This is a genomic window from Streptomyces sp. NPDC101151 (assembly GCF_044768335.1).
Taxonomy (GTDB): Bacteria; Actinomycetota; Actinomycetes; order Streptomycetales; family Streptomycetaceae; genus Streptomyces.
Genome location: NZ_JBIWPP010000033.1, coordinates 63,368 through 88,959, shown reverse-complemented (window position 1 = coordinate 88,959; position 25,592 = coordinate 63,368). Strand labels below are relative to the sequence as shown.

General features: G+C 71.7%; 24 protein-coding genes and 4 pseudogenes. 15 read left to right on the top strand and 13 right to left on the bottom strand.

From position 1 onward, the window contains the following. Positions 1 to 91, top strand: a pseudogene (locus ACIRU3_RS37850) (chitinase); the annotation flags it as partial. A 163-nt stretch (positions 92 to 254) separates the two neighbouring features. Beyond that, positions 255 to 352 (top strand): annotated as a pseudogene (locus ACIRU3_RS37845) (aldo/keto reductase); the annotation flags it as partial. Positions 353 to 392: 40 nt separating this feature from the next. Here ACIRU3_RS37845 and ACIRU3_RS37840 read toward each other — a convergent pair. Next, entirely contained in the window at positions 393 to 851 is a 459-nt protein-coding gene (locus ACIRU3_RS37840) for a pyridoxamine 5'-phosphate oxidase family protein (RefSeq protein WP_404066588.1), read from the bottom strand. 204 nt (positions 852 to 1,055) lie between these two features. Between ACIRU3_RS37840 and ACIRU3_RS37835 the strand changes: the two genes are divergently transcribed. From ACIRU3_RS37835 to ACIRU3_RS37820, 4 genes are all read left to right on the top strand, one after another. Then, positions 1,056 to 1,424 carry a BlaI/MecI/CopY family transcriptional regulator gene (locus ACIRU3_RS37835; RefSeq protein WP_404066585.1) on the top strand — a complete coding sequence of 123 codons (369 nt, stop codon included), beginning with the start codon at positions 1,056 to 1,058 and terminating at the stop codon, positions 1,422 to 1,424. Beyond that, the gene (locus tag ACIRU3_RS37830; RefSeq protein WP_404066583.1) at positions 1,424 to 2,353 is read left to right on the top strand and encodes a M48 family metalloprotease; all 930 of its coding nucleotides are present in this window, start codon (positions 1,424 to 1,426) and stop codon (positions 2,351 to 2,353) included. The genes ACIRU3_RS37835 and ACIRU3_RS37830 overlap by 1 nt, the downstream gene beginning before the upstream one ends. 107 nt (positions 2,354 to 2,460) lie before the next feature. Then, the gene (locus tag ACIRU3_RS37825; RefSeq protein WP_404066580.1) at positions 2,461 to 2,862 is read left to right on the top strand and encodes a VOC family protein; all 402 of its coding nucleotides are present in this window, start codon (positions 2,461 to 2,463) and stop codon (positions 2,860 to 2,862) included. Between the two features lie 46 nt (positions 2,863 to 2,908). After that, on the top strand, positions 2,909 to 3,979 hold the full coding sequence (locus tag ACIRU3_RS37820; protein ID WP_404066577.1) for an adenosine deaminase: 1,071 nt from the start codon (positions 2,909 to 2,911) through the stop codon (positions 3,977 to 3,979). On the opposite strand, the gene ACIRU3_RS37815 is transcribed toward ACIRU3_RS37820, so the two are convergent. The 3 genes from ACIRU3_RS37815 to ACIRU3_RS37805 all read right to left on the bottom strand — a co-directional run bounded on the left by ACIRU3_RS37815 (position 3,961) and on the right by ACIRU3_RS37805 (position 6,987). After that, positions 3,961 to 4,476: a DUF664 domain-containing protein gene (locus ACIRU3_RS37815; protein WP_404066575.1), complete on the bottom strand. Its 516-nt coding sequence runs from the start codon at positions 4,474 to 4,476 to the stop codon at positions 3,961 to 3,963. The genes ACIRU3_RS37820 and ACIRU3_RS37815 overlap by 19 nt on opposite strands. 27 nt (positions 4,477 to 4,503) lie before the next feature. Continuing rightward, a complete protein-coding gene (locus tag ACIRU3_RS37810; RefSeq protein ID WP_404066573.1) occupies positions 4,504 to 6,006 on the bottom strand; it encodes a carotenoid oxygenase family protein in 1,503 nt (500 codons plus the stop codon). 66 nt (positions 6,007 to 6,072) lie between these two features. Next, the gene (locus tag ACIRU3_RS37805; protein ID WP_404066570.1) at positions 6,073 to 6,987 is read right to left on the bottom strand and encodes a LysR family transcriptional regulator; all 915 of its coding nucleotides are present in this window, start codon (positions 6,985 to 6,987) and stop codon (positions 6,073 to 6,075) included. A gap of 143 nt (positions 6,988 to 7,130) precedes the next feature. Between ACIRU3_RS37805 and mgrA the strand changes: the two genes are divergently transcribed. Beyond that, positions 7,131 to 8,123 (top strand): L-glyceraldehyde 3-phosphate reductase, encoded by a 993-nt coding sequence (gene mgrA, locus ACIRU3_RS37800; RefSeq protein ID WP_404066566.1) that lies wholly within the window; start codon positions 7,131 to 7,133, stop codon positions 8,121 to 8,123. A 128-nt stretch (positions 8,124 to 8,251) separates the two neighbouring features. Here the strand turns inward: mgrA and ACIRU3_RS37795 are convergent. Together ACIRU3_RS37795 and ACIRU3_RS37790 are read right to left on the bottom strand one after the other, a co-directional pair. After that, positions 8,252 to 8,551 (bottom strand): annotated as a pseudogene (locus ACIRU3_RS37795) (DUF1905 domain-containing protein); the annotation flags it as partial. Positions 8,552 to 8,658: 107 nt separating this feature from the next. After that, positions 8,659 to 9,039, bottom strand: coding sequence for a nuclear transport factor 2 family protein (locus ACIRU3_RS37790; protein WP_404066563.1), 381 nt, complete (start codon positions 9,037 to 9,039; stop codon positions 8,659 to 8,661). Positions 9,040 to 9,352: 313 nt separating this feature from the next. On the opposite strand from ACIRU3_RS37790, the gene ACIRU3_RS37785 reads away from it, so the two are divergent. From ACIRU3_RS37785 to ACIRU3_RS37770, 4 genes are all read left to right on the top strand, one after another. Then, on the top strand, positions 9,353 to 9,763 hold the full coding sequence (locus ACIRU3_RS37785) for a hypothetical protein (RefSeq protein ID WP_404066561.1): 411 nt from the start codon (positions 9,353 to 9,355) through the stop codon (positions 9,761 to 9,763). An 83-nt stretch (positions 9,764 to 9,846) separates the two neighbouring features. Next, on the top strand, positions 9,847 to 12,198 hold the full coding sequence (locus ACIRU3_RS37780) for an FHA domain-containing protein (RefSeq protein ID WP_404066558.1): 2,352 nt from the start codon (positions 9,847 to 9,849) through the stop codon (positions 12,196 to 12,198). Further along, a complete protein-coding gene (locus ACIRU3_RS37775; RefSeq protein ID WP_404066555.1) occupies positions 12,195 to 12,746 on the top strand; it encodes a hypothetical protein in 552 nt (183 codons plus the stop codon). Before ACIRU3_RS37780 ends, ACIRU3_RS37775 begins: the two co-directional genes overlap by 4 nt. Next, complete coding sequence (locus tag ACIRU3_RS37770) at positions 12,746 to 13,753, top strand: serine/threonine-protein kinase (RefSeq protein ID WP_404066553.1); 1,008 nt, start codon at positions 12,746 to 12,748, stop codon at positions 13,751 to 13,753. Before ACIRU3_RS37775 ends, ACIRU3_RS37770 begins: the two co-directional genes overlap by 1 nt. 64 nt (positions 13,754 to 13,817) lie before the next feature. Here ACIRU3_RS37770 and ACIRU3_RS37765 read toward each other — a convergent pair whose 3' ends face one another. Continuing rightward, positions 13,818 to 15,086: a streptophobe family protein gene (locus tag ACIRU3_RS37765; protein WP_404066550.1), complete on the bottom strand. Its 1,269-nt coding sequence runs from the start codon at positions 15,084 to 15,086 to the stop codon at positions 13,818 to 13,820. Positions 15,087 to 15,275: 189 nt separating this feature from the next. Between ACIRU3_RS37765 and ACIRU3_RS37760 the strand changes: the two are divergent. Together ACIRU3_RS37760 and ACIRU3_RS37755 are read left to right on the top strand one after the other, a co-directional pair. After that, positions 15,276 to 16,562: pseudogene (locus ACIRU3_RS37760) on the top strand (DUF6777 domain-containing protein); the annotation flags it as partial. Between the two features lie 507 nt (positions 16,563 to 17,069). Next, positions 17,070 to 17,522: an ATP-binding protein gene (locus ACIRU3_RS37755; protein ID WP_404066547.1), complete on the top strand. Its 453-nt coding sequence runs from the start codon at positions 17,070 to 17,072 to the stop codon at positions 17,520 to 17,522. A 51-nt stretch (positions 17,523 to 17,573) separates the two neighbouring features. Here ACIRU3_RS37755 and ACIRU3_RS37750 read toward each other — a convergent pair whose 3' ends face one another. Continuing rightward, the gene (locus ACIRU3_RS37750; RefSeq protein ID WP_404066544.1) at positions 17,574 to 18,461 is read right to left on the bottom strand and encodes an RNA polymerase sigma factor SigF; all 888 of its coding nucleotides are present in this window, start codon (positions 18,459 to 18,461) and stop codon (positions 17,574 to 17,576) included. A gap of 236 nt (positions 18,462 to 18,697) precedes the next feature. Between ACIRU3_RS37750 and ACIRU3_RS37745 the strand changes: the two genes are divergently transcribed. Beyond that, on the top strand, positions 18,698 to 19,117 hold the full coding sequence (locus tag ACIRU3_RS37745) for a helix-turn-helix domain-containing protein (protein WP_404066541.1): 420 nt from the start codon (positions 18,698 to 18,700) through the stop codon (positions 19,115 to 19,117). Positions 19,118 to 19,136: 19 nt separating this feature from the next. Here the strand turns inward: ACIRU3_RS37745 and ACIRU3_RS37740 are convergent, their stop codons facing one another. Next, positions 19,137 to 20,342 (bottom strand): epoxide hydrolase family protein, encoded by a 1,206-nt coding sequence (locus ACIRU3_RS37740; protein WP_404066539.1) that lies wholly within the window; start codon positions 20,340 to 20,342, stop codon positions 19,137 to 19,139. A gap of 122 nt (positions 20,343 to 20,464) precedes the next feature. On the opposite strand from ACIRU3_RS37740, the gene ACIRU3_RS37735 reads away from it, so the two are divergent. Continuing rightward, positions 20,465 to 20,947, top strand: a complete 483-nt coding sequence (locus ACIRU3_RS37735) for a VOC family protein (protein ID WP_404066536.1) — start codon at positions 20,465 to 20,467, stop codon at positions 20,945 to 20,947. 19 nt (positions 20,948 to 20,966) lie between these two features. On the opposite strand, the gene ACIRU3_RS37730 is transcribed toward ACIRU3_RS37735, so the two are convergent. From ACIRU3_RS37730 to ACIRU3_RS37715, 4 genes are all read right to left on the bottom strand, one after another. Next, positions 20,967 to 21,857: an aminoglycoside phosphotransferase family protein gene (locus tag ACIRU3_RS37730; RefSeq protein WP_404066534.1), complete on the bottom strand. Its 891-nt coding sequence runs from the start codon at positions 21,855 to 21,857 to the stop codon at positions 20,967 to 20,969. Between the two features lie 107 nt (positions 21,858 to 21,964). Beyond that, the gene (locus ACIRU3_RS37725) at positions 21,965 to 22,864 is read right to left on the bottom strand and encodes a geranyl diphosphate 2-C-methyltransferase (protein ID WP_404066531.1); all 900 of its coding nucleotides are present in this window, start codon (positions 22,862 to 22,864) and stop codon (positions 21,965 to 21,967) included. A gap of 30 nt (positions 22,865 to 22,894) precedes the next feature. Next, positions 22,895 to 23,947 carry a family 2 encapsulin nanocompartment cargo protein terpene cyclase gene (locus ACIRU3_RS37720; protein ID WP_404066529.1) on the bottom strand — a complete coding sequence of 351 codons (1,053 nt, stop codon included), beginning with the start codon at positions 23,945 to 23,947 and terminating at the stop codon, positions 22,895 to 22,897. Between the two features lie 16 nt (positions 23,948 to 23,963). Next, positions 23,964 to 25,406 (bottom strand): family 2B encapsulin nanocompartment shell protein, encoded by a 1,443-nt coding sequence (locus tag ACIRU3_RS37715; RefSeq protein ID WP_404066526.1) that lies wholly within the window; start codon positions 25,404 to 25,406, stop codon positions 23,964 to 23,966. Between the last annotated feature and the right edge of the window lie 186 nt (positions 25,407 to 25,592).

Sequence of the window (25,592 nt, the reverse complement as noted above, 5' to 3'; positions counted from 1 at the left end):
AAACCCCGCACAGGTACAGAGCCGCGTCGACGCCTACCAGCGCATCACCCAGATCCTCGGGGTCTCCCCGGGCGCCGACCTGTACTGCTGACGCCCGGCAGGGTGCCCTGTGCCGGCCCCCGCGGACGACCACGGAAGCGACCACCGTGGACGTCTCCGGCACCTTCGCACCCGCCGATCTGCCCGTCAGCCGCATCGGCTTCGGTGCGATGCGGCTGACGGGCAGCGCCGTCTTCCGTCCCGGCACTCCGGGCAACGTCCTCGCCGTCCCCGGCACCGGCAACCCCGACCACTCGTGGAGAACGTCGCGGCGGGCGCGCTGCGGCTCACCGACGAGGAGTCGGCGCGACTCGGCAAGGGGCCCACACCGACGGGCCGACCGGTGGTCGCTGTCACTCGGCCCACACGCCGTCCCGCATCAGATGACGGCCGCGAAGTTCGTGCTGCTCGTGCCATGCCTGCACCGCGCGCGGCCGCACCTGGAGGTAGACGTACGACGAGCTGTCCGTGCGCGGATCCCAGCCGGTCTTGGCGGCGAACGCGTCGGCGGCCGCCCTCGGCACGTCCTCGGCGCCGAAGACCCGCACCTCCCCGTCGACGAGCACCACGTCGCGGGTGTGCCCGAGGGCCAGCCGGGTCCGGCCGCCGTCGCGCAGATTGCGGCCGGTGGGGTTGGTGCCGCGGGTGGACAGCCAGACCGACTCGCCGTCCCAGACGAACCACAGGGGCACGAGACACGGCACTCCGTCCGCATCCGCCGTGGCCACCCAGATGTCGGTCTCCCGCTCCAGACGGACGAGTAGGTCGTGCTTGCGCTGCTCTGCGGTGCGGGCCGTTGTGGTGATCTTCATGCCCGGGACGCTACCGACCGCCGCCGCGTCGCACCTCCGGCCCGCGACCTAGGTCTGCGGCCCCGGTGCGCGCCCCGGCACTGGTCCGGCGGCCCCTTCCATAATGGGCATGCGGGCGCGCGGCCATGGCACGGCACCCGTCTGACTACAATTGTGTAGACGGTCCTCTGGGCTGGAGGCGATGACGGGGTGAAGGACGTTCCCATGACCGACGGCAAGGACGAACGCCGGCCGGCCGGCGAGCTCGAGGCGAGCGTCATGGCCGCGCTCTGGTCGGCCGGCGCGCCCCGGACGCCCGGCCAGGTGCAGCTGAGCCTCGGCGCGGACCTCGCCCGTACGACGGTGACGACGATCCTCACCCGCCTGCACGACAAGGGCATGGTCGAGCGGCAGCGTCAGGGCCGCGGCTACGCCTACTTCCCGCTCCAGGACGCCCAGGGCCTCACCGCCCGGCGGATGCACAGTGAACTCGACCGGGACAGCGACCGCGAGACCGTCCTCGCCCGCTTCGTCGCCCAGCTCAGTCCCGACGACGAACGCATCCTGCGGGATCTGCTCGAATCCGACGACTGATGACCGCGCTGCTTCTGCTGCCCCTGATGCTGCCGTTCGCCCTCCCGGCGCTGGCCCGGCGGGCCCTGGACCGGCTCGCGCTGGTCGCCGCACTGTGGGCGATCACTGCCTGTGCGGTCGTCCTCGCGGGCTGCTCGCTGGCCGCGCTCGGCGCGTTCGTCCTGATCGGCCTGCTCGAGATGCCGCTGTTCGCGGCGCTCGGCGAACTGGTCCACCCGCTTCACACCGCCTCGGGCCTCGTCGTCCTCCCGGCCGCCGCGACCTCCGTCGGTGTCCTCGCCGTGTGCGGCTGGACCCTCGTGCGCTCGGTCCTGCACCAGACCCGCGCCTTCCGGGCCGCCCGCACCGAGGCCGGGCGCGGGCCGGCCGCCGGTGATCTGTGCGTGGTGGACTCGCCCCACCCCGACGCGTACGCCCTGCCCGGGCGTCCGCACCGCATCGTCGTGACCACCGCCATGCTGCGCAGCCTCGACGGCCCCGAGCGCGAGGCGCTGTTCGCGCACGAGCGGGCGCACAACGAAGGCGGCCACCACTTCCTCGCCGCCGCGGAACTCGCCGGGCACTGCCACCCCGCCCTGCGCTCCGTCCGAGCGACCGTCCGGCTCGCCGCCGAGCGCGCCGCCGACGAGGCCGCGGCGGCATCGGTCGGCGACCGGCGCCTGACCGCCCGCGCCATCGCCCGCGCCGCCCTGGCCGGCCAGGCCGCCCGCTCCGAGCGTCCCGGCTTCGCCGCCGCCGCGACGACCGGCCCCGTCCCGCAGCGTGTCCAGGCACTGCTGGCCGCACCCTGGACCGCGCACCGGACCGGCCGGCGCATCGCCGCTCTGCTGCTCGCCGGCACCACCGCCGTCTCCTGCCTGGCCGCGGTGGCCGGGGCGGCCGACTTCCACCACCGGGTGGAGGTCGCCCAGGGCGACGAGAGGCCCTGATCGCCCGCCCCTGCGGACCGGTCGGACCCACCCGTGCGACTGTGACTGGCGCCCGCGAAGTTTTACGTATAACCTCACCCGCTAACCACCTCCACCGGAAGGCCCCGATGCGACGCGTTGCCCTGGTCACCCTCGTCGTGGACGACTACGACGAGGCCATCCGCTTCTACACCGAGGCCCTCGGATTCCGCCTGGCCGAGGACGAGTCGCGGCCCGACGGCTCCCGCTGGGTCGTCGTGGAGCCGGGTACCGCCACGGACGGCCACGGCACCGGCCTGCTGCTGGCCCGCGCCAAGGGCGAGGACCAGCGCGCCCGGATCGGGGACCAGACCGGCGGGCGGGTCGGGTTCTTCCTGCACACCGACGACTTCGGCCGCGACCACGCCCGGATGGCCGCCGCCGGCGTGACCTTCCTGGAGCAGCCGCGCCACGAGCCGTACGGCACCGTCGCCGTCTTCCAGGACCTCTACGGCAACCGCTGGGACCTGCTCCAGCCCGCCGACCGCTGACCCTCCACCCGTCGCTCAGAACCGCTCGCTCAAGGAAAGACCCGCCATGACTGCTACGCGCGTAGACGCCGAAGTGATCCGCCGCCTGCCCAAGGCCGTCCTGCACGACCACCTCGACGGCGGCCTGCGCCCCGCCACCGTCGTCGAACTCGCGGCCGCGGTCGGTCACACCCTGCCCACCACCGACCCGGACGAGCTGGCAGCCTGGTACTTCGAGGCCGCCAACTCCGGCGACCTGGTCCGCTACATAGCCACCTTCGAGCACACCCTCGCCGTCATGCAGAACCGCGAGGGCCTGCTGCGCGTCGCCGAGGAGTACGTCCTCGACCTCGCCGCCGACGGTGTCGTCTACGCCGAGGTGCGCTACGCCCCCGAGCTCAACACGAACGGCGGCCTGACGCTGAGCGAGGTCGTGGAGACCGTGCAGGAGGGTCTCGCCGCCGGTATGGCGAAGGCGGCCGCCGCCGGTACTCCGGTCCGTGTCGGCACTCTGCTGTGCGGCATGCGGATGTTCGACCGCGTCGGCGAGGCCGCCGAGCTGGCCGTCGCCTACCGCGACGCCGGAGTCGTCGGCTTCGACATCGCCGGCGCCGAGGACGGCTTCCCGCCCGCCGACCACCTGGCCGCCTTCGAGCACCTGCGCCGCGAGAGCGTGCCCTTCACCATCCACGCCGGCGAGGCGCACGGCCTGCCCAGCATCCACCAGGCCCTTCAGGTCTGCGGTGCCCAGCGCATCGGCCACGGCGTGCGCCTCACCGAGGACATCGTCGACGGCAAGCTCGGCCGCCTGGCCGGATGGGTGCGCGACCGCCGGATCGCCCTGGAGATGTGTCCGACCTCCAACCTCCAGACGGGCTGCGCCACCTCGATCGCCGAGCACCCCATCACGGCCCTGAAGGACCTGGGCTTCCGGGTCACCCTCAACACCGACAACCGGCTGGTCTCGGGTACGACGATGACCCGGGAGATGTCGCTGCTGGTCGAGGAGGCCGGCTGGACGGTGGAGGATCTGCGCACGGTCACGGTGAACGCCCTCAAGAGCGCCTTCATCCCGTTCGACGAGCGCAAGGCCCTCATTGAGGACGTGGTCCTGCCGGGTTACGCGGCCGCGCTCTGAAGCAGCCCGCGCAGGTAGGCGGCCTGTCCGATGTGCTGAAGGTCGTCGGACAGGACGCTCACCAGGCGGACCCCCAGGGTGACCGGGGGATCCCAGCGCTCGTCCACGATCCGTTCGAGATCCTTGGCGGCCAGCCCGCGCAGGGTGCCGAGGCTCTGCTCGTGCACGGCGTCGTAGTACCCGGTCAGCAGGTCGGCGGACTCGACCCGCACCTTCGCGACCTTCGCGGGGGTGTGCCCGTAACCGGTGTCGTGGCGGGGCAGGTCGAGTCCGAAGCGCTTCTCCCAGCCCTCGGACAGCCACACCTGGTCGAGGTCGAAGGCGCCGGCGACGTGGTCGTCCTGCACCCGGGTGAGGTGCCAGACGAGCCAGGCGACGGAGTTGGCGCGGGGGGCCGGGCGGGCGTGCAGCTCGTCCGGTCCGAGGCCGTCGAGGGCGGCATGGACTTCTTCCTGGATGCGGCCGAAGCCGTCGATGAGGATGTCCTTCGCATGCATGCGTCCACCATCGCGCATCATGCGGGGTCATGCGTCCGGAACCCAGCTCCCGTGGAAGCCGAGCGGCACCCGCCCCGGCAGATGCACCCGCGCCACCGGCTCGCCGGTGAAGTCCTGCGCGGCGAGGATCACCAGGTCGGCGGCGCCCCGGTCGGGATTGTGGACGTACGCGATCGCGTATCCGTCGTCCTCCGCCGACGTCGTGCCGTCCGGGTCCCGCGGCACGAACACCGCCTCGCCCGCCGCCGCGTTCCGCGGCAGCCGGTGCACCTGGGCCGTGCCGCGCAGCAGGTCGTGCTTGATCAGAGCGTTGGAGAAGGCGCGGTCGGGCGGGTTGCCGCCGTCGTGCGTCAGATAGGCGAGGGACATGTCGGCGGCCGCGGCCGAGTAGCCGTAGCGGTGCCGGTGGGAGACCAATGCCTCGTTGACGCGCGGGAACTCCTGCGGCCGGTCGTCCAGGACGCGGCGGCGCACACACCCGTGGCGCAGGTCGACGGTCCAGCGTTCCAGCCGTGCCGTGCCCGTGGCGGTCGGTCCGTCGGAGCCGCGCCCGGCCACTTGGAAGGGCGCCGGATAGGTCGTGAGGTCGACCACCACGGACGATCCGTCGTCGTAGGCGTTGAGGGTGTGCGAGTAGAAGACCGGGTCGATGCCGAACCAGCGCACCGGTCCGCCGGCCCGCGGCACGACCCCCACCCGGGTGGGGTGCTCGCGGTTCCAGACGTACGGCACCGGGGCGCCGCGTTCGGCGGCGGCCGGGTCGAAGGTGATCGGGAGGTCGAAGACGACGACGTACCTCTCGGTGAGCGCGAAGTCGTGCATCATCGGCGCGTCCGCCACCGGGATCCGCGTCGTGCGGGCCACCCGTCCGGCGGGGTCCACGACCAGGTGCCGGACGTGGTCCCAGGTCGGGTAGTAGGCGACCGCGTGGAGTTCCCCGGCGTGCGCGTCGTACTTGGTGTGGGCGGTGAACGCGCCTTCCAGGGTGCCCCGGAAGTCGTACGTGCCCACGGTGTTGAGTTCACCGTCGAGTTCGTACGGCAGCGGACCGCTCTCCTGGAGAGCGAGGATCCGCCCCCGGTACGGGATCACATGCGTGTTGCACGGGAAGTCGTCCGGCGGCACGGGCCGCGGGCAGGGCTCGCCGAGCTTCTTCGCGACCTGGGAGGACCGCACCCACCGGTTGCGGTACCACTCGGCCTTCCCGTCGCGCAGCCGGACGCCGTGCACCATGCCCTCGCCGAGCATCCAGTGGTGCGCGCGGGGATCCTCCAGACCCAGGACGTTGGGGCCGTTGCGCAGGAAGCGGCCGTTCAGCTCGCGCGGGATCCGGCCGGTGACCGGCAGGTCGAAGGCCGTCAGTTCCTCGGTGACGGGCGTGAACGCGCCCTCCAGGAAGGGGTGGTGACTCCCCGTCGCCTGCTGGGCGGTCCGGGCCGCCGCCTGCTGCCCGGCTGTTCCGGCGAGTGCGCCCGCCGCCGCGATCCCGGCCGCGCCCCGCAGCACCGTCCGCCGTGTGTGTTCCGCCATTTCCGTACTCCCGATCGCCCTCGACGTGACTGACGGTCATGAGTCTGCGGCGGCGGGCGGCCGGAATCAGGAGGCCTGGGGCCCGTCCTGGGGTGGTGCCAGACCCCCTGTTTCGAGGAGCGTGACCAGTGTGCGGGCCGCGGGGCTCGTCGCCCGCTCCGGCGGCAGCAGGGCCACGGTCTCGTACTCCGCCTCGCCCGTGCCCTTCAGCGGAACCGCCGTCAGCGAGGGCCGCTTGTGCCGGAAGTGCCGGGGTACGACGGCGATGCCGAGGTTCTCGTCGACCAGGTCCAGCAGACTGTGCACGTCGTTGACCTCCAGGGCGACCGTGCGCCGCAGGCCCGCCGCGGCGAAGGCGGCATCGGTGGTGCGGCGCGGCCCCCAGTCCGGATGGAAGTCCACGAACACCTCGCCGGCCAGGTCGTCCGGTGCGAGTGCCGCGCCGGCCGCGGCGAGCCGGTGGCTGGGATGGCACAGGACGGTCATCGGCTCGCTGGTCAGCGCCACCGAGCGCAGCTGGTCGCTGTCGGCCTGGGTGCGGTAGGCGAAGGCCAGGTCCAGCCGCCCGGCCGCGACCTCCTCGGCCAGTGCGCCCGAGCCCGCCTGCCGCAGCCGGATCTCCACGTCCGGATGCCGGCGCCGGAAGGCCGCCAGCAGCCGCGCCACATGCACCCCGGCGATGCACTGCTCGGTGCCCAGCGCGAGCGTGCCGCGCAGCACGCCCTGCACCGCCGCGACCGCCTCGTGCGCCGAGCGCACCTGGGCCAGGATCCGTTCGGCCTCCGCAAGCAGCGCCCGCCCCGCCTCGGTGAGCGTCACCCGCCGGGTGGTACGGACGAACAGGGGCGCCCGCAGCTCCCGCTCCAGCGCCCGGATGGACGCCGACAGACCGGACTGGGACACCATGAGGCGTTCGGCGGCCCGGGTGAAGTGCTGGTCCTCGGCGACCGCGATGAAGTGCTGGAGATGACGCAGTTCCATGATTGAGAAGCGTAGCCGCACAATTCCATCGGATTCTTCTGTTGGACTGCTGTACGTCGCCCGGGGAAGAGTGGGGAGCGGTCCCGGGAGCGGGATGCTCCCGGGCGCCGGGAAGACCGTGTGCCAACCCCTCTGGAGTCGCGTTGTACACCGCACACCCCGACCGTTACGCCGACATGCCCTACCGGCGCACCGGACGCAGCGGCCTGAAGCTCCCCGCGCTGTCGCTCGGCCTGTGGCACAACTTCGGGCCCGACCGGCCCGTCGAGACCCAGCGCGCCATCCTGCGCCGCGCCTTCGACCTCGGCATCACCCACTTCGACCTGGCCAACAACTACGGGCCGCCGCCCGGCGCCGCCGAGTCGGCGCTCGGCGAGGCCCTGAGGGCCGACTTCACGCCGTACCGCGACGAACTGGTGATCTCCACCAAGGCCGGCTACCTGATGTGGCCAGGCCCGTACGGCGAATGGGGCTCGCGCAAGTACCTGCTGTCCTCGCTCGACCAGAGCCTGCAGCGGATGGGCCTGGACCACGTCGACGTCTTCTACTCGCACCGCTTCGACCCGGACACTCCGCTGGAGGAGACGATGGGAGCCCTGCACTCGGCGGTGCAGCAGGGCAAGGCGCTCTACGTCGGCGTCTCCAACTATTCGGCGGAGCAGACCCGGGAGGCCGCCCGCATCCTCGGCGAACTCGGCACCCCGCTCCTCATCCACCAGCCGCGTTACTCGATGCTCGACCGGCGCCCCGAGGACGAGGGCCTGCTGGACGCCCTGGACGAGCTGCAGGTCGGCTCCATCGTGTACTCCCCGCTGGAGCAGGGCCTGCTCACCGGCCGCTACCTGGACGGCATCCCCGAGGGCTCCCGGGCAGCGAGCGACAGCCCGTTCCTGAACTCGGACGCGGTCACCGAGGACCTGGTCGGCCGCCTGCGCGCGCTGGACGAGATCGCCAAGTCCCGCGGCCAGACCCTGGCCCAGCTGGCCCTGGCCTGGGTGCTCCGGGGCGGCCGGGTGACCTCCGCCCTGGTCGGCGCGAGCAGCCCGCAGCAGATCGAGGACAGCGTCGGCACGATCCGCAACCTGGACTTCGACGCCGAGGAACAGGCACGGATCGACGCGATCGTCAAGCCGTAGAACGCTCGCCGACCTCCCGGAGGCGCACCGCCGCCTCCGGGAGGTCGGGCAACGGCGCCTCATCAGCGCAGATGGGCGTGCCGGACCCCGCGGTCCGGGCATGATCCGCCGGGCCGGCCCCAGGAGCCGAGCCGCTCCTGAAGGTGCACGATCACCGTGTCGCCCTCGGCCTTGCCGATCGCCTTGCGCACGTCGGCCTTCACGGGCAGCTTGTGCGTGCCGTCGCCCAGCGCCATGAAAGAACTCCGGAAAGGGTGACCGTCGACCGTGCCGCGGACCTTGACCAGTCCGCGGGTGCCGAAGAATTCCGCGGACCGCGGCCAGACCACAAACGTCCAGCCGCTTTTCTCCGGACTTTTGCGCAGGACCGCGGTGAATTCCGCGTCCACCTTTTCCACCGCGCCCGCCTTGTTACCGGTGCTGTTCATGAAAGTCTCCGCTCGCGGTGATCTTTTCGGTTCCGCCCGTGGATCAGCTCCCGGGCCTTTCCCGCACATGACCACCGCGAGCGGGAAAACTCATCGCGGCCCCGGCCTCAGGCCCCCGGCAGCCGGTCCAGGAAGCCCAGCACCTGCCGGATGCGGCCCTCGCCGTCCAGCGTGACCACGTCGAACCCGGCCACCGGCGCCGAACCGTCCGCCTCGTTCACCAGCTCCCAGCCGAAGCGGGCGATGTCGTGGTGCCCGTCCACCGCGCCGAGCGGACGGAACGCGAACCCCGGGAACTGCTCGTGGGCCGCCGCGATCACGGCCGCGATCTGCTCGTGCCCACGGACGTCGGCGAGCGGGTCGGTGTAGCTGCCGTCCGCGGTCCAGGCCGCGGCCACCGCCTTCTGCAGCGCCTCCGGCTCGGTGGCGTTCCAGGCCTCGAAGTAACGGTTGACGGCGCTCTCGTAACTGTTGGTGTTCGCGGTCATGGCGAGTGCCTCCATCGAGGTCGTATCTGCTGGTCAGGGACCGGATTCGGGCTTTCCCGATCCGGTGTGACCACCATGCCCGAGCGGCGCGGGGCGGGTCGATTACTTCCCGGGTAATGACCAGGCGCCGGATAGCCGGCGCATTTCGGCCAGAACGGGCAGTGAATATGCCAAGAGACTGGCCGGAAAGTCATGGTGACAGTGTTTCGGGAGTGGCGATACTCGAACCTCGGGGAGCACTTTCACCGCACGGGAGCCGCACGGAAAGCGAGGGCCGGGCCGGCACATCAGCGATGCGTTCGGGGGAGTGATCGTGCACGACGAATTCCTGTGCCATGTCACCGCGTACGGCACGTGCGGCGGACAGCGCATCGGTGTACCGCTCGGCACTTATCGCGCGCCGACCCTGGCACTGGCCCTGTGGTGGCTGCGGGACCGGGCGTCCTGGATCGCCGAGCGGCTCGACCCGAGCCCGGAGGCCCCGGCCTTCCCGGCGGCCGCGCTCGTCCCGGTCGCGGACACGGTGGCCGACGTGCCCGCACTTCTGCGCGCCTGGTGTGCCGACGACATCCAGCAGGATCTGGTCGCCGACGAGTTGGCGGGCGGCCGGCTGGTACGGATCGCCGCCAGCGACGACACCACCGAGTACGAGCTGCTCGCCGAGTCCATCGACGCCCTGCGCATGCAGCGCACTCTTCCGGCGCTCGTCGTACCCGTCTCCTGACATGTGCCACGGCGGCCACCGCGCATCCCGGGCCGCCCCGGCAGCGCGGGCACACAGGTGGGCGAATCGGTAGAATTCAGGCCATGGCGGAGCGACCGGTCGCCCCGACGGCGGTCGAACTCGTCCTGGACACCGAGGCGGGTTCCACGGTGATGAGCCCGGACCGCGACTATCACGTCGGGCGCGATCCGTTGAGCGACATCGTGTTCGACGATGCCCGGGTCTCGTGGCACCACGCGGTGCTGAGCTGGGACCGCGACCGCTGGACACTCAAAGACGCCCAGAGCACCAACGGCACGTACGCCGACGGCCTCCGCGTCCAGGAGTGGGACGTCCGCCCCGGCAGCGTCATCCGCTTCGGCAACCCCGACGACGGGCCCCGAGCCGTCCCGGTCTGCCCGCTCGCACCCGCCGCCGACCACCCCCCGGCGGTGTCGCACCCCGAACTGACCGGCACCTTCCGCACCCCGAGCAGCGTACGGCCGCTGCCCACGCACACGATCCGCATCGGCCGGGCCGCCGCCAACGACCTCGTCGTCGACGACCTGACCGTCTCCCGCCACCACGCCGAACTGCGCGCCCGCGCGGACGGCGGCTACGAGATCGTCGACCTCGACAGCCACAACGGCACCTATCTCAACGGCGCCCCCGTCACCCACGCCCCCGTCGGGCCCGGCGACATCGTCGGCATCGGGCACACCGCGTACTGCCTGGTCGGCGACGAACTCCAGGAGTACGTCGACACCGGAGAGGTCTCCCTCGACGCGCAGGACCTCACGGTCGCCGTCGACGGCGGCAGCAAGGTCCTCCTCGACCACGTCTCCTTCCCGGTGGGGGAGAAGTGTCTGGTCGCGGTGGTCGGACCGAGCGGCGCCGGCAAGTCCACGCTGCTCAACGCCCTGACCGGCCAGCGGCCCGCCGACCGCGGCACCGTCCTGTACGACGGCCGCGACCTGTACCACGACTATGCGGAGCTGCGCGGCCGCGTCGGTCTGGTCCCGCAGGACGACATCCTGCACCCCCAGCTCACCGTGCGTGCCGCCCTGTCCTACGCCGCCGAGCTGCGGTTCCCCGAGGACACGGCGAAAAGCGAACGGCGGGCCAGGGTGGACGAGGTGATCCGGGGACTGGGCCTCGCACAGCGCGCCGGACAACCCGTGCACAGCCTCTCCGGCGGGCAGCGCAAGCGGGTGAGTGTGGCCCTGGAACTGCTGACCAAACCGTCGCTGCTCTTCCTGGACGAGCCGACCTCCGGCCTCGACCCGGGCATGGAGCGGTCGGTGATGCAGATGCTGCGCGGTCTGGCCGACGACGGGCACACCGTCATCGTGGTGACGCACAGCGTCCTCAGCCTCGGCGTCTGCGACCGCCTCCTCGTCCTCGCCCCCGGCGGCCGCACCGCCTACTACGGCCGGCCCGACGACGCCCTCGCCTTCTTCGGCTTCGAGCAGTGGCCGGAGGCCTTCGAGGCCTTCGACCGCGACCAGGACCGGGACTGGTCCGGGGAGTACCGCGACTCGCCGTTCCACCGGCACTACGTCACCGAGGCCACCACCCAGCCCCGCCGCCCCGACTCCGCGCCCGCCGCCCCCGCGCCACCGCCCCGCCCCCGCAGCTGGGGTGCCCAGCTGAGCACCCTGGTCCGCCGCTACACCGCCGTGCTCGCCGCCGACCGCACCTTCCTCGCCGTCATGATCGCCCTGCCGTTCGTGATGGGCGCCATGGCCCGGGCCCTCGCGGGCGGAAAACTGACCCCGGGCACCACGACGAACGCGCTGCTCATCCTGTGTGTCGGAGGTGTGCTCACCGGCGCCGCCAACGCGGTGCGCGAACTCGTCAAGGAACGCGCGGTCTACCGGCGCGAGCGCGCCGTCGGCCTGCCCAGATCGGCGTACCTGATGTCCAAGGTCGTGGTGCTCGGCACCGTCACCGTCGTCCAGGCCGTCGTCCTCACCCTGGTCGCCCTGCTCGGCGTCGACCTCAACGCACCCGGCGGCCGAGGGGTCCTGCTGCCACCCCTGGCCGAAATCACCCTCGCCGTCGCTCTCCTGGCCTTCACGGCGATGACGCTCGGCCTGCTGGTCTCCGCGCTGGTGCGCAAGGAGGAGGTGACGATGCCGCTGCTGGTGCTGCTCGCGGTCGTCCAGGTCGTCTTCTGCGGCGCCCTGCTCCCGCTGCACGGCGTACCCGGTCTGGAACAGCTGTCCTGGCTGGTGCCGTCCCGCTGGGCGCTCGGCGCCATGGCCGGCACGGTCGGGCTCGCCCGGATCGTGCCCGGCGAGCTCGCCGCCGACCCCCTGTTCCGGCACTCGACCGGCGTCTGGCTGCTGAACCTCGCCATGCTGCTGGTGCTGTCCGTCGGTTACGGCCTCGTGGTCGACCGGCTCCTGCGCCGGCAGGAACCCGCCGTGATGCGGAAGCAGGCGCCGCGATGACGAAACAGCCCACCACCGGATTCCGGCCCACGCACGTCGTCCCGCCGAACGGCATGCCCGCCTGGGAGGCCCCGGACCCCGCCCGGCCCACGGTGCCTCTGGACGGGCTGCTGCCCGTGGTGCTGGTGGAGCGGCTCGGCGACTGGGCACACATCCGCTGCGCCAACGGCTGGGCCGCCTGGGTCGACGGCCGGCACCTGGTCGCCGTGCCCCAGGACCCACCCGTCGGTGACGGCCCGCCCGCCGGCACCGCCGACGCGCGCCCGCTGCTGGCCCGCGCCGAACAGGCCCTGGCCGACTACCGGTCCGCGGTGGAGGCACTGGCGGCCGGCGGCCTGGACGGACAGTCCTTCGGGGACCGTACCCGCGGACTGCGCATCGGGGTCGTGGTCGACGGCGAGTCCATGTGGGTGTACGACCCCGACGAGGGACGCTGGCTGTACGGCGACGGACGGCAGCTGCACACCTACGCCACCGACGGATCGGTACCGGGCGAGGGCCCGGGGCACGCCCCCACGCGGCACGTCGCCCCCAAAGGTGAACTCTGATGGCGCGCCAGTCGAGCCTGTCCTCCCGCCGGCCCTCGCAGCTGATCGGCTGCCAGGTGGCCGGCTACCGCATCGAGAGCGAGGTCGGCCGGGGTGGCATGGCCGTCGTCTACCGCGCCCGCGACCTGCGCCTCGACCGCACGGTCGCGCTCAAGCTCCTGGCCCCGGAACTGGCCCGCAACGACATCTTCCGGAAGCGGTTCACCCATGAGTCCCAGGTCGCCGCCTCGATCGACCACCCGCACATCGTGCCCGTCTTCGAGGCCGGCGAGACCGAAGGCGTGCTCTACATCGCCATGCGGTACGTCCCCGGCAGCGATCTGCGTCATCTGCTGGACGAGCGCGGGCCGTTGCCGTTCGAGGCCGCCGTACGCATCGCAGGGCAGGTGGCCTCCGCGCTCGACGCCGCGCACGAACACGGCCTGGTCCACCGGGACGTGAAACCCGGCAACGTCCTGGTCGCCCGGGGCACCGACATCGACCACCCCGAGCACGTCTACCTCACCGACTTCGGACTCACCAAGAAGTCGCTGTCCCTGACCGGGTTCACCAGCGTCGGCCAGTTCGTCGGCACCCTCGACTACGTGGCCCCGGAGCAGATCTCCGGCCGGCCCGTCGACGGCCGCTGCGACGTCTACGGACTCGCCTGTGTCGTCTACGAGACCCTGGCCGGGCACCCGCCCTTCGTGCGGGAGGACGACATGGCCCTGCTGTGGGCCCACCAGTACGACGAGCCGCCCCCGCCGAGAGAGTCCCGCCCCGACCTTCCCCCGGCCGTGGACACCGTCTTTGCGAAGGCCCTCGCCAAGAGCCCGGACGCCCGCTACGACACCTGTCTCGACTTCGTCGCGGCCCTGCGCACCGGCCCGGTCGGCGACCTCGCCGACCCCGGCGACTCGGGTGACTCCGGCGACGGCGGCGGCGGTGATCCGGACACGGAGACGCACCTGAGGGCACCGGCCGACCCCCCGGAGCCGCCGCAGTGGGCTCAGCCCTTCTTCGCCTAGGGCCGGTCCGGCGGACCGGCCGAACACCGGCCGGCCGCGTCACCGGCCTGTCCGCACGGCGCGTCTAGGGCGTCTCGACCATGCCCCGCCGGTGCACCGGCCGGGCCAGCAGCGCGCCCAGAAAACCGGCGCCGAGGCCCCACAGCGCGCCGAGGCCGACCGCCTGCCACAGCTGGGGCCTGAGGAACAGCTCTCCGGACAGGCCGCCGCCCAGCTCCCCGATGCCCAGCAGGGACAGCCCGTAGTGCGCGGAGACGCGGCACAGCAGGCAGACCATGAGCACCGTCAGGGCCAGCGCGACGGCCAGCCGCACGGCGTGCTGCCAGGCCCGGACCCGGGCCGGGGAACGCGCCGCCATCAGGAAGGCCACCGCCGCCAGCATCACCACCTCGGTGACCACCAGCCACCACATCCCGGGGTCGTAGTCGGTGAGCGTGCGCAGGTTCAGCGTGGCGATGTCGGGAGTGCGCAGGATCTCGTCCAGCACATGCGGCATCGGCAGGCCGAACGGGCCGTCCACCCTGCCGTGCCAGGTCGCTCCCTGGCCGAGGGTGAGAGCGAGCCAGACCAGATTGGGCAGCCCGAGCAGGATGACCGCGAAGGACTCGGCGACGTGCCCCCGCGTCATCGCCGACACCAGTGCGACGACGACACCCAGGACGACGTAACCGAGCAGCAGCACGACCATGGCGTACGCGGCCGGGCGCACCGGTTCCCGAAAGCGCAGCAGCCTCCCCGGCAGCGGTGCGCCGGGCACGATCAGCAGGGCCAGTACCAGCACCCCCGCCAGCCACAGCAGCCCGAACAGTACGGTCAGCGGCACATCCGTGGTGAAACCGACCTTCGGCGCGGCATCGAGCAGGTCGGTGAAGTCGCTGAGCGTGCCGTCGCCCACGTCCACGGCGAAGGTCTGCCGGGCGGCGAAGGCGAGGCCGATCAGGGCGAGCAGCCACAGCACCGCGATCCGGGCGGCCCAGCCGGCCAGCTCCCCTGCCGAGGCGACCGCCCGGTGACGCAGCGGCCGCAGGAAGCCCGCGCCGATCAGCAGGGCGCCGGCCAGGGTCACCGACAGCGGGACCACGGTGAGACCGGCCCGGGTGCTCGCCAGCGCGCCCGCGTTCCCGGAGAGTTCGAGCGTCCCGCCGACGGCCGCCACCACGGTCGCCGTCACCACCCTGGCGAACGCACCGTCCGGCAGATCCGCCGCCCCGGCCGCCCACAGCCCCAGCGCGGCGAGTACGACCATGACGGCCAGCCCGGTCAGCACCACGGCCACGGCCTGCACCCACCCGTGACGGGCGACGGGCCGTGCGGAGACGGTCGGAGGGCTCACCCTCGCCACGCTAAGCAGCACCCCGGCACCCCGCTCGCCGGGTGGCCCGTCCGCGTCGGCTTGCGAGTCACCTGGGACCGGAGCACACAATGGGATCATTGTGCAGCAAGTGCACACGGAGCGAGACTTTCTCTGATGTGAGCCGCGCATTGCGCGCACAGCCGCGCATCGCGACGGGAAGAAGTGCTCGTGAGCGTCGAACCTCCGTCATCCGGCCGCCCGACCGGGCCACCCTCCGGCCCGCTGTCGGGACCGTCGCAGCCCCCTGCCGGACCACCCCCCTCACCACCGTCACCGAGCGGCGGCTCCGGCGCAGGATCCGGCGGACCGCACCGGCCGTGGTGGAGATCCGCGCCACGCGTGGCCGCTCTCACGGCGGTCGTGGTGGCCGCGGTCGTCGTGGCGGTGGTCCTCAGCCGTCCCGACAACGGCTCCACCGCCAAGAGCGGCGAGGTCTTCCTGCAGGCCGCGAGCAAGACCGGTCCGGACCCCTTCACGGAGTCCACCGTGACGGAGGGTTCCGCACCGCCGACGACTGCCACCTCGGCCGGGACCATGAACCCGACGCCCTCCACCCCGACGGCCTCGGCCCCGGCGACGCCCTCCCGGACGACCTCCTCCGCACCCGCCAATCAGCTGCGCGGAGTCGACGGCGGCGCGCCGGGCCTGTACAGCGGTGTCCAGAACCGTCCGAGTTGCGACGTCGAGAAGCAGATAAGCGCCCTCCAGGCCGACCCGTCCAAGAACCGCGCCTACGCGGCAGAAGCCGGCGTCCAGCCTTCCGGAGTTCCCGCCTATCTCCGCTCGCTCACCCCCCTGACGCTGCGCGCCGACACCCGCGTCACCAACCACGGCTACCGCAGCGGCGGCGCCAACGCCTACCAGTCCGTCCTCCAGGCGGGCACCGCCGTCCTGGTCGACGGGCACGGCGTGCCCCGGGCGCGCTGCGCCTGCGGCAACCCGCTGACCCCGCCGGTCGCCCAGAGCTCCGCCCCGCGGCAGACGGGCGACCAGTGGGCGTCGTACAAGCCCGCGAACGTCGTCGTGGTGCGGCCCGCGACAGTGATCGTCAAGGTCTTCGTGATCTACGACTTCCGCCACCACGACTGGATCAAGCGGCACCGCGGCGACACCGGCCGTCACGACCGGCACACCAAGCCGCCGGCGGACACCCACCCCTGGACCGGGCTGGCTCCCTGCGCGTTCACACCGGACAGGACACCGGGCTCCTCGGCGAGGCCCTGCCTGCCGACATCACCCTCGCCTTCGACCAGCCCCTCCAAGCCGAACTCGTCCTCTCCGTCCACACCGTCCTCCTCCCCGTCGTCGACTTCGACGTCGCCCGGTTCGAGTACGAAGTCGCCCTCGTCGAAGACACCTGGATCCGAGTCGCCGTCGTCCGAGTCGCCGAAGACCGAGTCGCCGAAGACCGAGTCGCCGTCGTCGGAGTCGCCGTCGTCGGAGTCGCCGTCGTCGGAGTCGCCGAAGTCCGAGTCGCCGAAGTCCGAGTCGCCGAAGTCGGAGTCGCCGAAGTCGGAATCCCCGGCCTCGGAGTCGCCGAAGTCCGAGTCCCCGGCCTCGGAGTCACCGGCCTCGAAGGGCCCGTCGACGGAGTACACCACGTCCGGGCCCCAGTCCTCGGTGTCCTCCGAGCCGGAGAAGCCGTCCGGCCCGGGTACGTCCTCCGGGACCGGACAGTCGGCGGAGAACTCCAGCGCTCCGCAGGAGCAGCAACAGCAGCAGGAGCAGCAACAGCAACAGCAGCAGCAGGACCAGCAGCAACAGCAGCAGCCGGGCGGGAACCGTTAGGCGTGCTGAGCGGCCCGGCACCGCCGCCTCCGTCCCCGCCCTTGCCGCGGTGACGTGAACACCGCCCTCTTGTGCGCGGTCGGCGAACACCCCGGGGGGACTGCCGGGCCCGGCACGGGGTACGAGGACTGGTGCGACAGCGACCGAACGGATGGGATCCCGAGAGAGACACGTATGACCGAGCATCTGGGCGGGGCAGTGATACCGACTGGTTTCGACGTACCCGTGGAACCGCTGCGACGCGCGGCACACTACACCGGCGAAGTCGGCTGCATCGCCGACGCACGCGCGTTCGCGGCACAGTTTCTGCAGCAGTTGAGGACCGAGTGGTGCGCCGACATCGACAGCCGGACCGACGGTGAGCTGCTCCTCGTGGTGAGCGAGCTGGTCACCAACGCGGACCGGCACAGCAGCGGCCCGTACATCCTGGAACTGGAGGGCACGGACATCGCGGTCAGGGTGGCCGTGTACGACAGCAGCTCGGCCCTGCCGCGGCGGTTCCCGAGGAATCCCGAGCGCGTGGGCCGGCACGGTCTGGAGATCGTGCACGCCCTGGCCACGGAGGTGATGGTGGAGCGCGTACCGGTCGGCAAGCGCGTCTCCGCGCGGGTGCGACTTCAGCGGTGAGCCCCGGTGGGCCCGGCGGCACGCCCGGGCCCCGGGCTCCCGGGCGTGCCGTCAGGCGCAGCCGAGTTCCCCCAGCATCCCCTGACGGAGACGCGTGATGATCCGCTTGATCAGCCGGGACACGTGCATCTGGGAGCAGCCGAGCCGCTCCCCGATCTCAGCCTGGGTCGCCTCCTCGACGAACCTCATGTGGATGATCTGCCGGTCGCGGTCACCGAGCTGGGCCATCAGCGGGGCGAGCGCGTGGACGTCCTCGACGAGGCGCAGGCCCTCCTCCTCCACACCGATGAAGTCCGCGAGCACAGCCTCGCCGTCCTCGGGCCCGTCTCCGGTGAGCGCGGCGTCCAGGGAGGCCGAGTTGTACCCGTTGGAGGCGAGCTGGCCCTCGACCACCTCGTCCTCGGAGATGTTCATCAGCGTGGCCAGCTCCGCGACGGTCGGATCCCGGTCCAGCCGGCTCGACAGCTCCTCGCGGGCCTTGGCCAGCTCCACGCGCAGCTCCTGCAACCGCCGCGGCACGTGCACCGCCCAGGTGGTGTCCCGGAAGAACCGCTTGATCTCGCCCACGATGTACGGCAGCGCGAAGGAGGTGAACTCGACCTCGCGCGCCAGCTCGAACCGGTCGATGGCCTTGATCAGGCCGATCATGCCGGTCTGGACGATGTCCTCCATGTCGTCGCCGCGGCCCCGGAAGCGTCCGGCCGCGAACCGCACCAGCGACATGTTCATCTCGATGAGGGTGTTGCGCGCGTACTGGTACTCGTGCGTGCCCTCCTCCAGCTCGGTCAGGCGGCGGAAGAACTGGCGGGACAGCTCCCGCGCGTCACGCGGCGCGACGGAAGTCGGGTCCTCGATGCCAGGCAGTGATCCCTCGCCCGTCCTGTCCTGCTCGGTCCTGCCAACGACCTCTGCTTGCGACCGGATCCCGGCGGTGTTCATTTCTGCCTCTCCCACGAAAGTCACGGCTCGACGTCTGCCTCTGCGGCCTCTGTGTGTCCGTCCCTGCCCGGGCTGTGCTTTCGCCGGGTACCCGGAATCCGGGTCCCTATGCCTGCCCGGGGCCTCGCTACGGGGCGAGTACCCGCCGTGACGCGCCGCATGCACCCGACCGCCGCTCTGACGGGAAATCGGCCGTGTCCGGGCACGGCGGTGGAGCCGGGTCCTAGGGTGAGGGGGTGAGCAACCAGGTGAGCAACGAAGCCCGTGTGATCCCGCTGCGCCCGGATCGCACCCGCCCGGCGGCATCGCAGCCCACCGGCCCGGAGGCACCGCAGCCCGCGCCCAGGGAGCCCCTGTGGCGCGATCTGGTAGGCGAGGTGCTGCGCCGGGAGCGGCTGACACAGGAGCGCACGCTCAGGGAGGTGGCCGACGCGGCCCGGATCTCCCTGCCCTACCTCTCCGAGATCGAGCGCGGCCGCAAGGAGGCCTCCTCCGAGGTCCTCGCGGCCGCCGCCCACGCGCTCGGCCTGGGCCTCGGCGACCTGCTGTCGCTCGCGCAGGGCGAGCTGACCCGGCACCCCGGCACGGGCCGTCGAACGGCCGCGGTGCCACGGCACACGTACAAGCCGTACAACGGGCTGTGCCTGGTGGCCTGAGGCACGGCAGCGGGGCCGCTCAGCCGACGGCCTTGTCCCGCACCTGCCGGAAGAAGGCCCGGACGTCCGCGGTGATCAGGTCCGGTTCCTCCATGGCCGCGAAGTGGCCGCCGCGGTCGAACTCCGTCCAGCGCACGATGTTCTCGGTCCAGTCGGCCTTGTGGCGCAGCGGGATCTGGGGCTCGGCCGGGAACAGCGCGAGGGCCGTCGGCACCGTGGACGGCTCGGCGGGCCGGGCGGTCCGGCCCTCGGCATGCGCCCGCTCGTAGTAGATGCGTGCGGACGAACCGGCCGTGCCGGTCAGCCAGTACAGTATGACGTTGGTCAGCAGCAGGTCCCGGTCGACGGCCTCCTCCGGTACCTGCGCACAGTCGCTCCACTCCCGGAACTTCTCCACGATCCAGGCGAGCTGGCCGACCGGAGAGTCCGTCAGCGCATACGCGAGGGTGTGCGGCCGGGTGGACTGCAGGACGGCATAGCCCGTGCCCTCGCGCGACCAGTCCGCCCACCGCCGCCACGAGGCGAGGGTGTTCTCGCGCTCTTGCCGGCCGAGCCGCTTCAGCTCGTCGTCACCGGGCTCGGTGGCCGCCTGGGCGCCCGGCAGCAGGGTGAGGTGGACGCCGGTCACCCGGTCGGGGTGGGCGCGCCCCAGCTCGCGGGAGACGACCGCGCCCCAGTCGCCGCCGTGCGCGCCGAAGCGTTCGTAGCCGAGCCGACGCATCAGCTCCGCCCATGCGTCCGCGACCCGGGCCGCCTCCCAGCCGGGCTGCGTGGTGGGCCCGGACAGCCCGAAGCCCGGAATGCCCGGTACGACGACGTGGAACGCGTCGGCCGCCTCGCCGCCGTGCGCCACCGGGTCGGTGAGCGGCCCGACAACATCCAGGAACTCGACGATCGACCCCGGCCAGCCGTGGGTCAGGATCAGCGGGGTCGCGTCCGGCTCCGCGGAGCGCACATGCGCGAAGTGGATGTGCGCACCGTCCACCGTGGTGGTGAACTGCGGCCACTCGTTCAGCCGCGACTCGGCCGCACGCCAGTCGTACCCGTGCCTCCAGTACCGGGCCAGATCCCGCAGGTAGCCGTCGGGGACCCCGTACTCCCAGCCCGCCCCCGGCAGTGCGGCAGGCCAGCGCGTGCGGTCGAGGCGGTCGTGCAGGTCGTCCAGCTCGCTCTGCGGAATCGACAGGCGAAACGGCCGGATGCACTCGGCGGACGCAGACGTCATGGCCGGGATGCTAGTCCGCGGCCGGCCCCGCACCCGGGAGGCCGATCTGGGGACGGCCGATGAGTTTCGCGGCGCGCACCGGTCGACAGGGATGACCGTGTTCCACGCCCCAGGAGGTGCTCATGACCACCGACGGATTCACCACTTGTCTCTGGTTCGACGACCAGGCCGAGGAGGCCGCCGCCTACTACGTGTCCGTCTTCAAGCACTCCAGCATCGGCCGGGTAGCCCGCTACCCCGAGGGCGCCCCCCGCCCCGCCGGCACCGTCCTGACCGTGGAGTTCACGGCCAACGGTCACAGGTTCGTCGCGCTCAACGGCGGCCCCGAGTTCACCTTCAACGAAGCGATCTCCTTCCAGATCTTCTGCGCCGACCAGGAGGAGATCGACTACTACTGGACGAAACTCACCGAGAACGGCGGCGAGCCCGGCCCCTGCGGCTGGCTCAAGGACAGGTACGGCGTCTCCTGGCAGGTCGTACCCGAGCGGCTGGCCGACATGGTCGGCGGCCCGGACCCGGACAAGGCCGCGCGTACCACCCGCGCCCTGCTGGGCATGGGCAAGCTCGACATCGCCGAACTGGAGAAGGCCTACGCGGGCGAGTAGCGCGTCCGCGACGCCGCCATCACCCGGCCTCGGCGAGGATCTCGGCGATCACATGCCGGGAGTTCTCCGCGAGCGCCGGGTTGGTGTGCCAGTAGTACGGCAGCTGGATCAGTGAGATCGACAGCGCCCAGCCCCGTCCGCGCGCCCACTCGGCGTCGTCGGCTCCCACCGTCTTTCGGAAGGTGTCGCGGGCGCTCGCGGGCAGCAGGTTCCACGCCACGATCAGGTCCACGGCGGGATCGCCGACCCCCGCACAGCCGAAGTCGATCACCGCACTCAGCCGCCCGTCCTCGACCAGAACGTTGCCGGGGGCCAGGTCCCCGTGCATCCAGGCCGGCGGCCCGTCGTGCTCCGGGGCGCGCAGCGCACGCTCCCACTGGGACGTCACCGCGTCCGTGTCGATCCTGCCGGTCAGCTGCTCCACGGCCGCACGGGTCGGCGCGTCCCGGGTCGCGAGCGGGACGCCCCGATGCGCGGACGGCCCCTTCAGCGGATCGATCCGGCGCAGCGCGGCCACGAACGCCCCCAGCTCCTCGGCCAGCCGCTCCGGCGTGCCGACCGCTCCCGCGACCGGGTTGCTCCCGTCCAGCCAGCGGTACACCGACCACGGCCACGGGAAGTCCTCGTCCGGTTCGCCCAGTCCCACCGGCTCGGGCGCGGCCACCGGCAGCAGCGGTCCCAGGCGGGGCAGCCAGACCTGCTCGTGCGTCACGTCGGCGACGGCACCGGGATACCGGGGCAGCCGCACCACCAGCCCCGTACCCAACCGGAACATCGCGTTCTCCGTACCGGAGGACGCCAGGCGCCGTACGGGCAGCGCCGTCCAGGCGGGGAACTGCCGGGCGACCATCCGCCGCACCAGCCGGGCATCGATGTCGACCTCGTCCTCGCGCATCTTCACCGCACACATGGGCCCCATCAAATGGCCCGGCGCGTCCCCCTGTCGAGCGAAATAGCGGCGAAACGGCAAGGGGCGGTGTCCGTCGGACACCGCCCCCCGCCCGGAGGCCGCCGGGATCAGACCCGGTCGGCCACGATCAGCAGGTACTGGAAGCTGCCGTTGCGGTACGCGGACAGGAAGGTGTCCTCGATGCCCGTGACCAGATGGTCCGCCTCCCCGCGCAGTTCCCAGTACGGGATGGTGGCCTCCGTCAGGTCCTCGACGTGCACCGGCACCAGCCGGTTGCGGGCCATCGCACGGAAGTACTCCGACCGCGGATGGATGTCGCAGATGTAGTGGGCGTTGATCAGCGAGACCTCGCGGGAGGCCTGCCCGTAGGTGTCGTTGTAGCAGCCGGTGATGACCACGTACCGTCCGCCGCGGCGCAGCAGCCGGGCGTGTTCGGCGAACAGCAGGTCCAGCTCGACGTACATGGTGGACTCGTTGTTCCAGGACGCCGCGTACGCACCGGATTCGAAGCCGGTGTCGAGCATGTTGCGGTGGTGGTAGCGCACCTTGCCGTCGATGCCCCGCTGCCGGGCCTGCTCGTTGGCGAAGTCGGCCTGCTTCGCGGAGATCGTGACACCGTCGGCGTGGCAGCCGTGCCGCAGATGTGCCGTGACACTGCCGCCGCCGCGCCCGCAGCCGGCGTCGAAGACCCGGTCGGCGGGGGAGAGCGGCCCGAGGTGGGAGGCGAGCAGCTCGGCCTGGGCGTGTTCGAGGCGGTGCAGTTCGCCGGTGATCAGTTCCCGGCGCCGGTCGGGGTCGGGCTCGCCGAGCATGGAGCGGTCTGCGGCTCCGATGCCGTAGTGGTGGTGGTACAGGTCGTCGATCTTGCCTAGCTCGAGGTTGACCGGGTTCTCCTCGGCGTTCCAGTACTCCGCGACGCGGTTCTGGTACGTGGACTGGGCCGGCACCGGAGCGGGTGCGATCCGGGCTACGGGGACGGTCGTCAAGGGTGACTCCTCGTTGTGCATGTGACGGTGTTCCGTTGGTGCGTGTGGCTGTTACCAGTAGTCGGGCAGGTGGTAGCGGTGGGTGTTGGTGGAGTGCCACTCGTGATTGCCGGCGACCCAGGCGGCCAGCCCCTGGGCGTAGCGCTCGACGAGCGGCGAGGTGGCGGACAGGACCGCGGACTCCTCCTCGAAGGCCTCCATGATCCGGTTGTGGATCTCGACGGACTTCAGATAGGCCGCCTTCAGCCCGCAACGGTCGTTGGCGGCGACCACCTGGGGCAGGTTGAGGTGCGTCGGATCGCTCGCCAGTTCCTTGGTGAAGGAATAGAGGTCGTTGACGAGGGTGGTGGCGTTGCACGCCAGGGCGGTGATCCGCTGGATCTCGGGGCGGGCGTAGACCTGCTCGGGCAGTTCGTAGCCGTCCACCGCGTCGACGAGCGACAGACACGGCCGGAAGTTGTTGAACTGCCGCATCACCAGGTACTCCCAGACCCGTGGCACGTACCGGGTCTCCATCCAGGCGGCCTCGGCCAGATAGCCCATGTGCAGCCGGGCCATGTCGTGTACGAACCGGTCGGTCTGGCTGGGGGTGGCGAAGGTTGCGTAGTCGGCGAGGGCGAAGTGGTACGAGCGCAGCGGACCGTCGGCCCGAACGCCCTCGCGCCACTCCTCCTCCAGCTCCGGGATGCCGTGGTAGGGGTCGAGTGCCGACTGGGCCATGATCAGCGGGCCGCCCAGGCCGCGCCGCTCTCCGCCCCGGCCCTCGTCCTCCTCGCAGTAGCAGGAGTCGACGACGTTCTCGGCGAGCAGCAGCTTTCCGGCGGCGGTGAGACGGTCGAGGTCGAGGGCCCCCGGATGCTGCAGCACGACGGCCCGGCCGAACTGGAAGCCGGAGAAGTCCCCGTGCCAGGCCTGGGGAAACAGATCCAGGTCACGGGCCCAGGACTCCAGGCGGCGGTCGACCTCCGCGGCCTTCTCCGGGTCGGCGGGAACGGCCGGCCGGTAGCGCAGCCCGGGGATCGCCCCGGTGCGCCGGGTCCTGCGCATGCTCTGGGCGATGTTCGGCGGCCCGGGCAGTGCGTAGGAGTGGGTGGAGGTGGTCATGGTGTGCTCCAGGCGGTCACTCGGCCGTCCGGCCGATCTGGACGTTCTCCAGGATTCCCGCCGCGTCGGGGACCAGGATGGCGAGTGAGTAGTAGGCCGTGACGAGGTAGTTGATGATCGCGGCGGCGTCGATGCCCATGAAGCGCACGTTCAGGCCCGGCTGGTACTCCTCGGGGATGCCGGTCTGGTAGAGGCCGATGACGCCCTGGTCGGCCTCGCCGGTGCGCAGCGCGATGATGCTGCTGGTGTGGTCCCCGGTGATCGGGATCTTGCTGCAGGGGAAGATCGGCACTCCCCGCCAGGCGGGCACCTCGTGACCGTCGACGCTTGCCGTGCCGGGCACCAGGCCCCGCTTGTTGCACTGCCGGAAGAGGGCCGCGATCGCCTTGGGATGGGCGAGGAACACCTTGGTCTTGCGCCGCATCGACAGCAGCTCGTCCATGTCGTCCGGCGTCGGCGGCCCCGTGTAGGTGCTGATCCGCTGGCCGTAGTCGACGTTGTGCAGCAGCCCGAACTCCCGGTTGTTGACCAGCTCCCACTCCTGGCGCTCGCGGATCTCCTCCACGGTCAGCCGCAGCTGCTGGGCGGTCTGGTCCATCGGGTCGTTGTAGAGGTCGGCGACTCGGGTGTGCACCCGCAGCACGGTCTGGGTGAGGGACAACTCGTACTCACGGGGCGCGAGTTCGTAGTCCACGAAGCCGCCGGGAAGCGTCTGCTCGCCGACGTGGCCGGCCTGCACCGGGACCTCCGCCTCGCCCTTGCGGTTCATCGGCTTGCGCTGCTGCTCGACATACGCCCGGAGATGCGCGCCGAGGGACGGCACCCGGTCGGTGATCTCCTCGACGACGTCCCAGGGCAGCGCCAGCACCACGCCAGCCGTCTCCGCCCGGACCGAGGTGAGCCAGAGCGGATCGGACTGGCCGACCGCCTCGTCGCCCATCTGGTCGCCGTCGGTGACGACTCCGACGACCTCCTCCTCGCCGTACTTGCCGGCCGCGTACCGGGTGAACCGGCCGTGCACCACCAGGTAGGCCTCCGTGACCGGCTGCCCGGCCTCGAACAGCACCTGGCCCGGGCGCACCTCCCGGGGCTGGAAGCGGGTGGCCATCTCCCGCAGCACGTCCATGTCGGGGTAGCCGCGCAGGATCGGCAGCTCGGTCAGCGTCTCGGGGATGACCCGGATGTCGTCGGCGCCGTTCTGCTCGAAGTGCACGCGCCCGCGCCCGGTGCGCAGCTGCAGACGACGGTTGACCCGGTACGCGCCGCCCTTGACGTCCACCCACGGCAGGCTCTTCAGCAGCCATCGTGAGGTGATGGCCTGCATCTGCGGTTCGGACTTGGTGGTGGTGGCGAGCTGGCGGGCCGCTCGCGTGCTCAGGCTGGTGAGCTGCCCGTCGACCGGCAGCCCGGGATCGGGTTCGTCGACTGCGGAGCCGGTGGCGATGTCCGGAGTGGACACATTCCCTCCTGCGGAGAGGCGGACAGGGGTGATTCGGATCGTTCGGTGGTGCGCGGGGTGCGATTGCGCTCGGACCAGCCAAACAGGGACACGTGATCTTCGGGTACAGCGCGAAGGGGGCGGTTTTGATCATGGGGTGGTGCAAACCTGCCGTTGAGGGCGTCGGGCGGCGTCTGCCGTGATCGC

Excerpts from the sequence above, each read along its gene's own strand:
- ACIRU3_RS37840 (WP_404066588.1), bottom strand. The coding sequence starts at position 851 with ATGAAGATCACCACAACGGCCCGCACCGCAGAGCAGCGCAAGCACGAC.
- ACIRU3_RS37835 (WP_404066585.1), top strand. The coding sequence starts at position 1,056 with ATGACCGACGGCAAGGACGAACGCCGGCCGGCCGGCGAGCTCGAGGCG.
- ACIRU3_RS37830 (WP_404066583.1), top strand. The coding sequence starts at position 1,424 with ATGACCGCGCTGCTTCTGCTGCCCCTGATGCTGCCGTTCGCCCTCCCG.
- ACIRU3_RS37825 (WP_404066580.1), top strand. The coding sequence starts at position 2,461 with ATGCGACGCGTTGCCCTGGTCACCCTCGTCGTGGACGACTACGACGAG.
- ACIRU3_RS37820 (WP_404066577.1), top strand. The coding sequence starts at position 2,909 with ATGACTGCTACGCGCGTAGACGCCGAAGTGATCCGCCGCCTGCCCAAG.
- ACIRU3_RS37815 (WP_404066575.1), bottom strand. The coding sequence starts at position 4,476 with ATGCATGCGAAGGACATCCTCATCGACGGCTTCGGCCGCATCCAGGAA.
- ACIRU3_RS37810 (WP_404066573.1), bottom strand. The coding sequence starts at position 6,006 with ATGGCGGAACACACACGGCGGACGGTGCTGCGGGGCGCGGCCGGGATC.
- ACIRU3_RS37805 (WP_404066570.1), bottom strand. The coding sequence starts at position 6,987 with ATGGAACTGCGTCATCTCCAGCACTTCATCGCGGTCGCCGAGGACCAG.
- ACIRU3_RS37790 (WP_404066563.1), bottom strand. The coding sequence starts at position 9,039 with ATGACCGCGAACACCAACAGTTACGAGAGCGCCGTCAACCGTTACTTC.
- ACIRU3_RS37780 (WP_404066558.1), top strand. The coding sequence starts at position 9,847 with ATGGCGGAGCGACCGGTCGCCCCGACGGCGGTCGAACTCGTCCTGGAC.
- ACIRU3_RS37775 (WP_404066555.1), top strand. The coding sequence starts at position 12,195 with ATGACGAAACAGCCCACCACCGGATTCCGGCCCACGCACGTCGTCCCG.
- ACIRU3_RS37770 (WP_404066553.1), top strand. The coding sequence starts at position 12,746 with ATGGCGCGCCAGTCGAGCCTGTCCTCCCGCCGGCCCTCGCAGCTGATC.
- ACIRU3_RS37755 (WP_404066547.1), top strand. The coding sequence starts at position 17,070 with ATGACCGAGCATCTGGGCGGGGCAGTGATACCGACTGGTTTCGACGTA.
- ACIRU3_RS37750 (WP_404066544.1), bottom strand. The coding sequence starts at position 18,461 with ATGAACACCGCCGGGATCCGGTCGCAAGCAGAGGTCGTTGGCAGGACC.
- ACIRU3_RS37740 (WP_404066539.1), bottom strand. The coding sequence starts at position 20,342 with ATGACGTCTGCGTCCGCCGAGTGCATCCGGCCGTTTCGCCTGTCGATT.
- ACIRU3_RS37735 (WP_404066536.1), top strand. The coding sequence starts at position 20,465 with ATGACCACCGACGGATTCACCACTTGTCTCTGGTTCGACGACCAGGCC.
- ACIRU3_RS37730 (WP_404066534.1), bottom strand. The coding sequence starts at position 21,857 with ATGTGTGCGGTGAAGATGCGCGAGGACGAGGTCGACATCGATGCCCGG.
- ACIRU3_RS37725 (WP_404066531.1), bottom strand. The coding sequence starts at position 22,864 with ATGCACAACGAGGAGTCACCCTTGACGACCGTCCCCGTAGCCCGGATC.
- ACIRU3_RS37720 (WP_404066529.1), bottom strand. The coding sequence starts at position 23,947 with ATGACCACCTCCACCCACTCCTACGCACTGCCCGGGCCGCCGAACATC.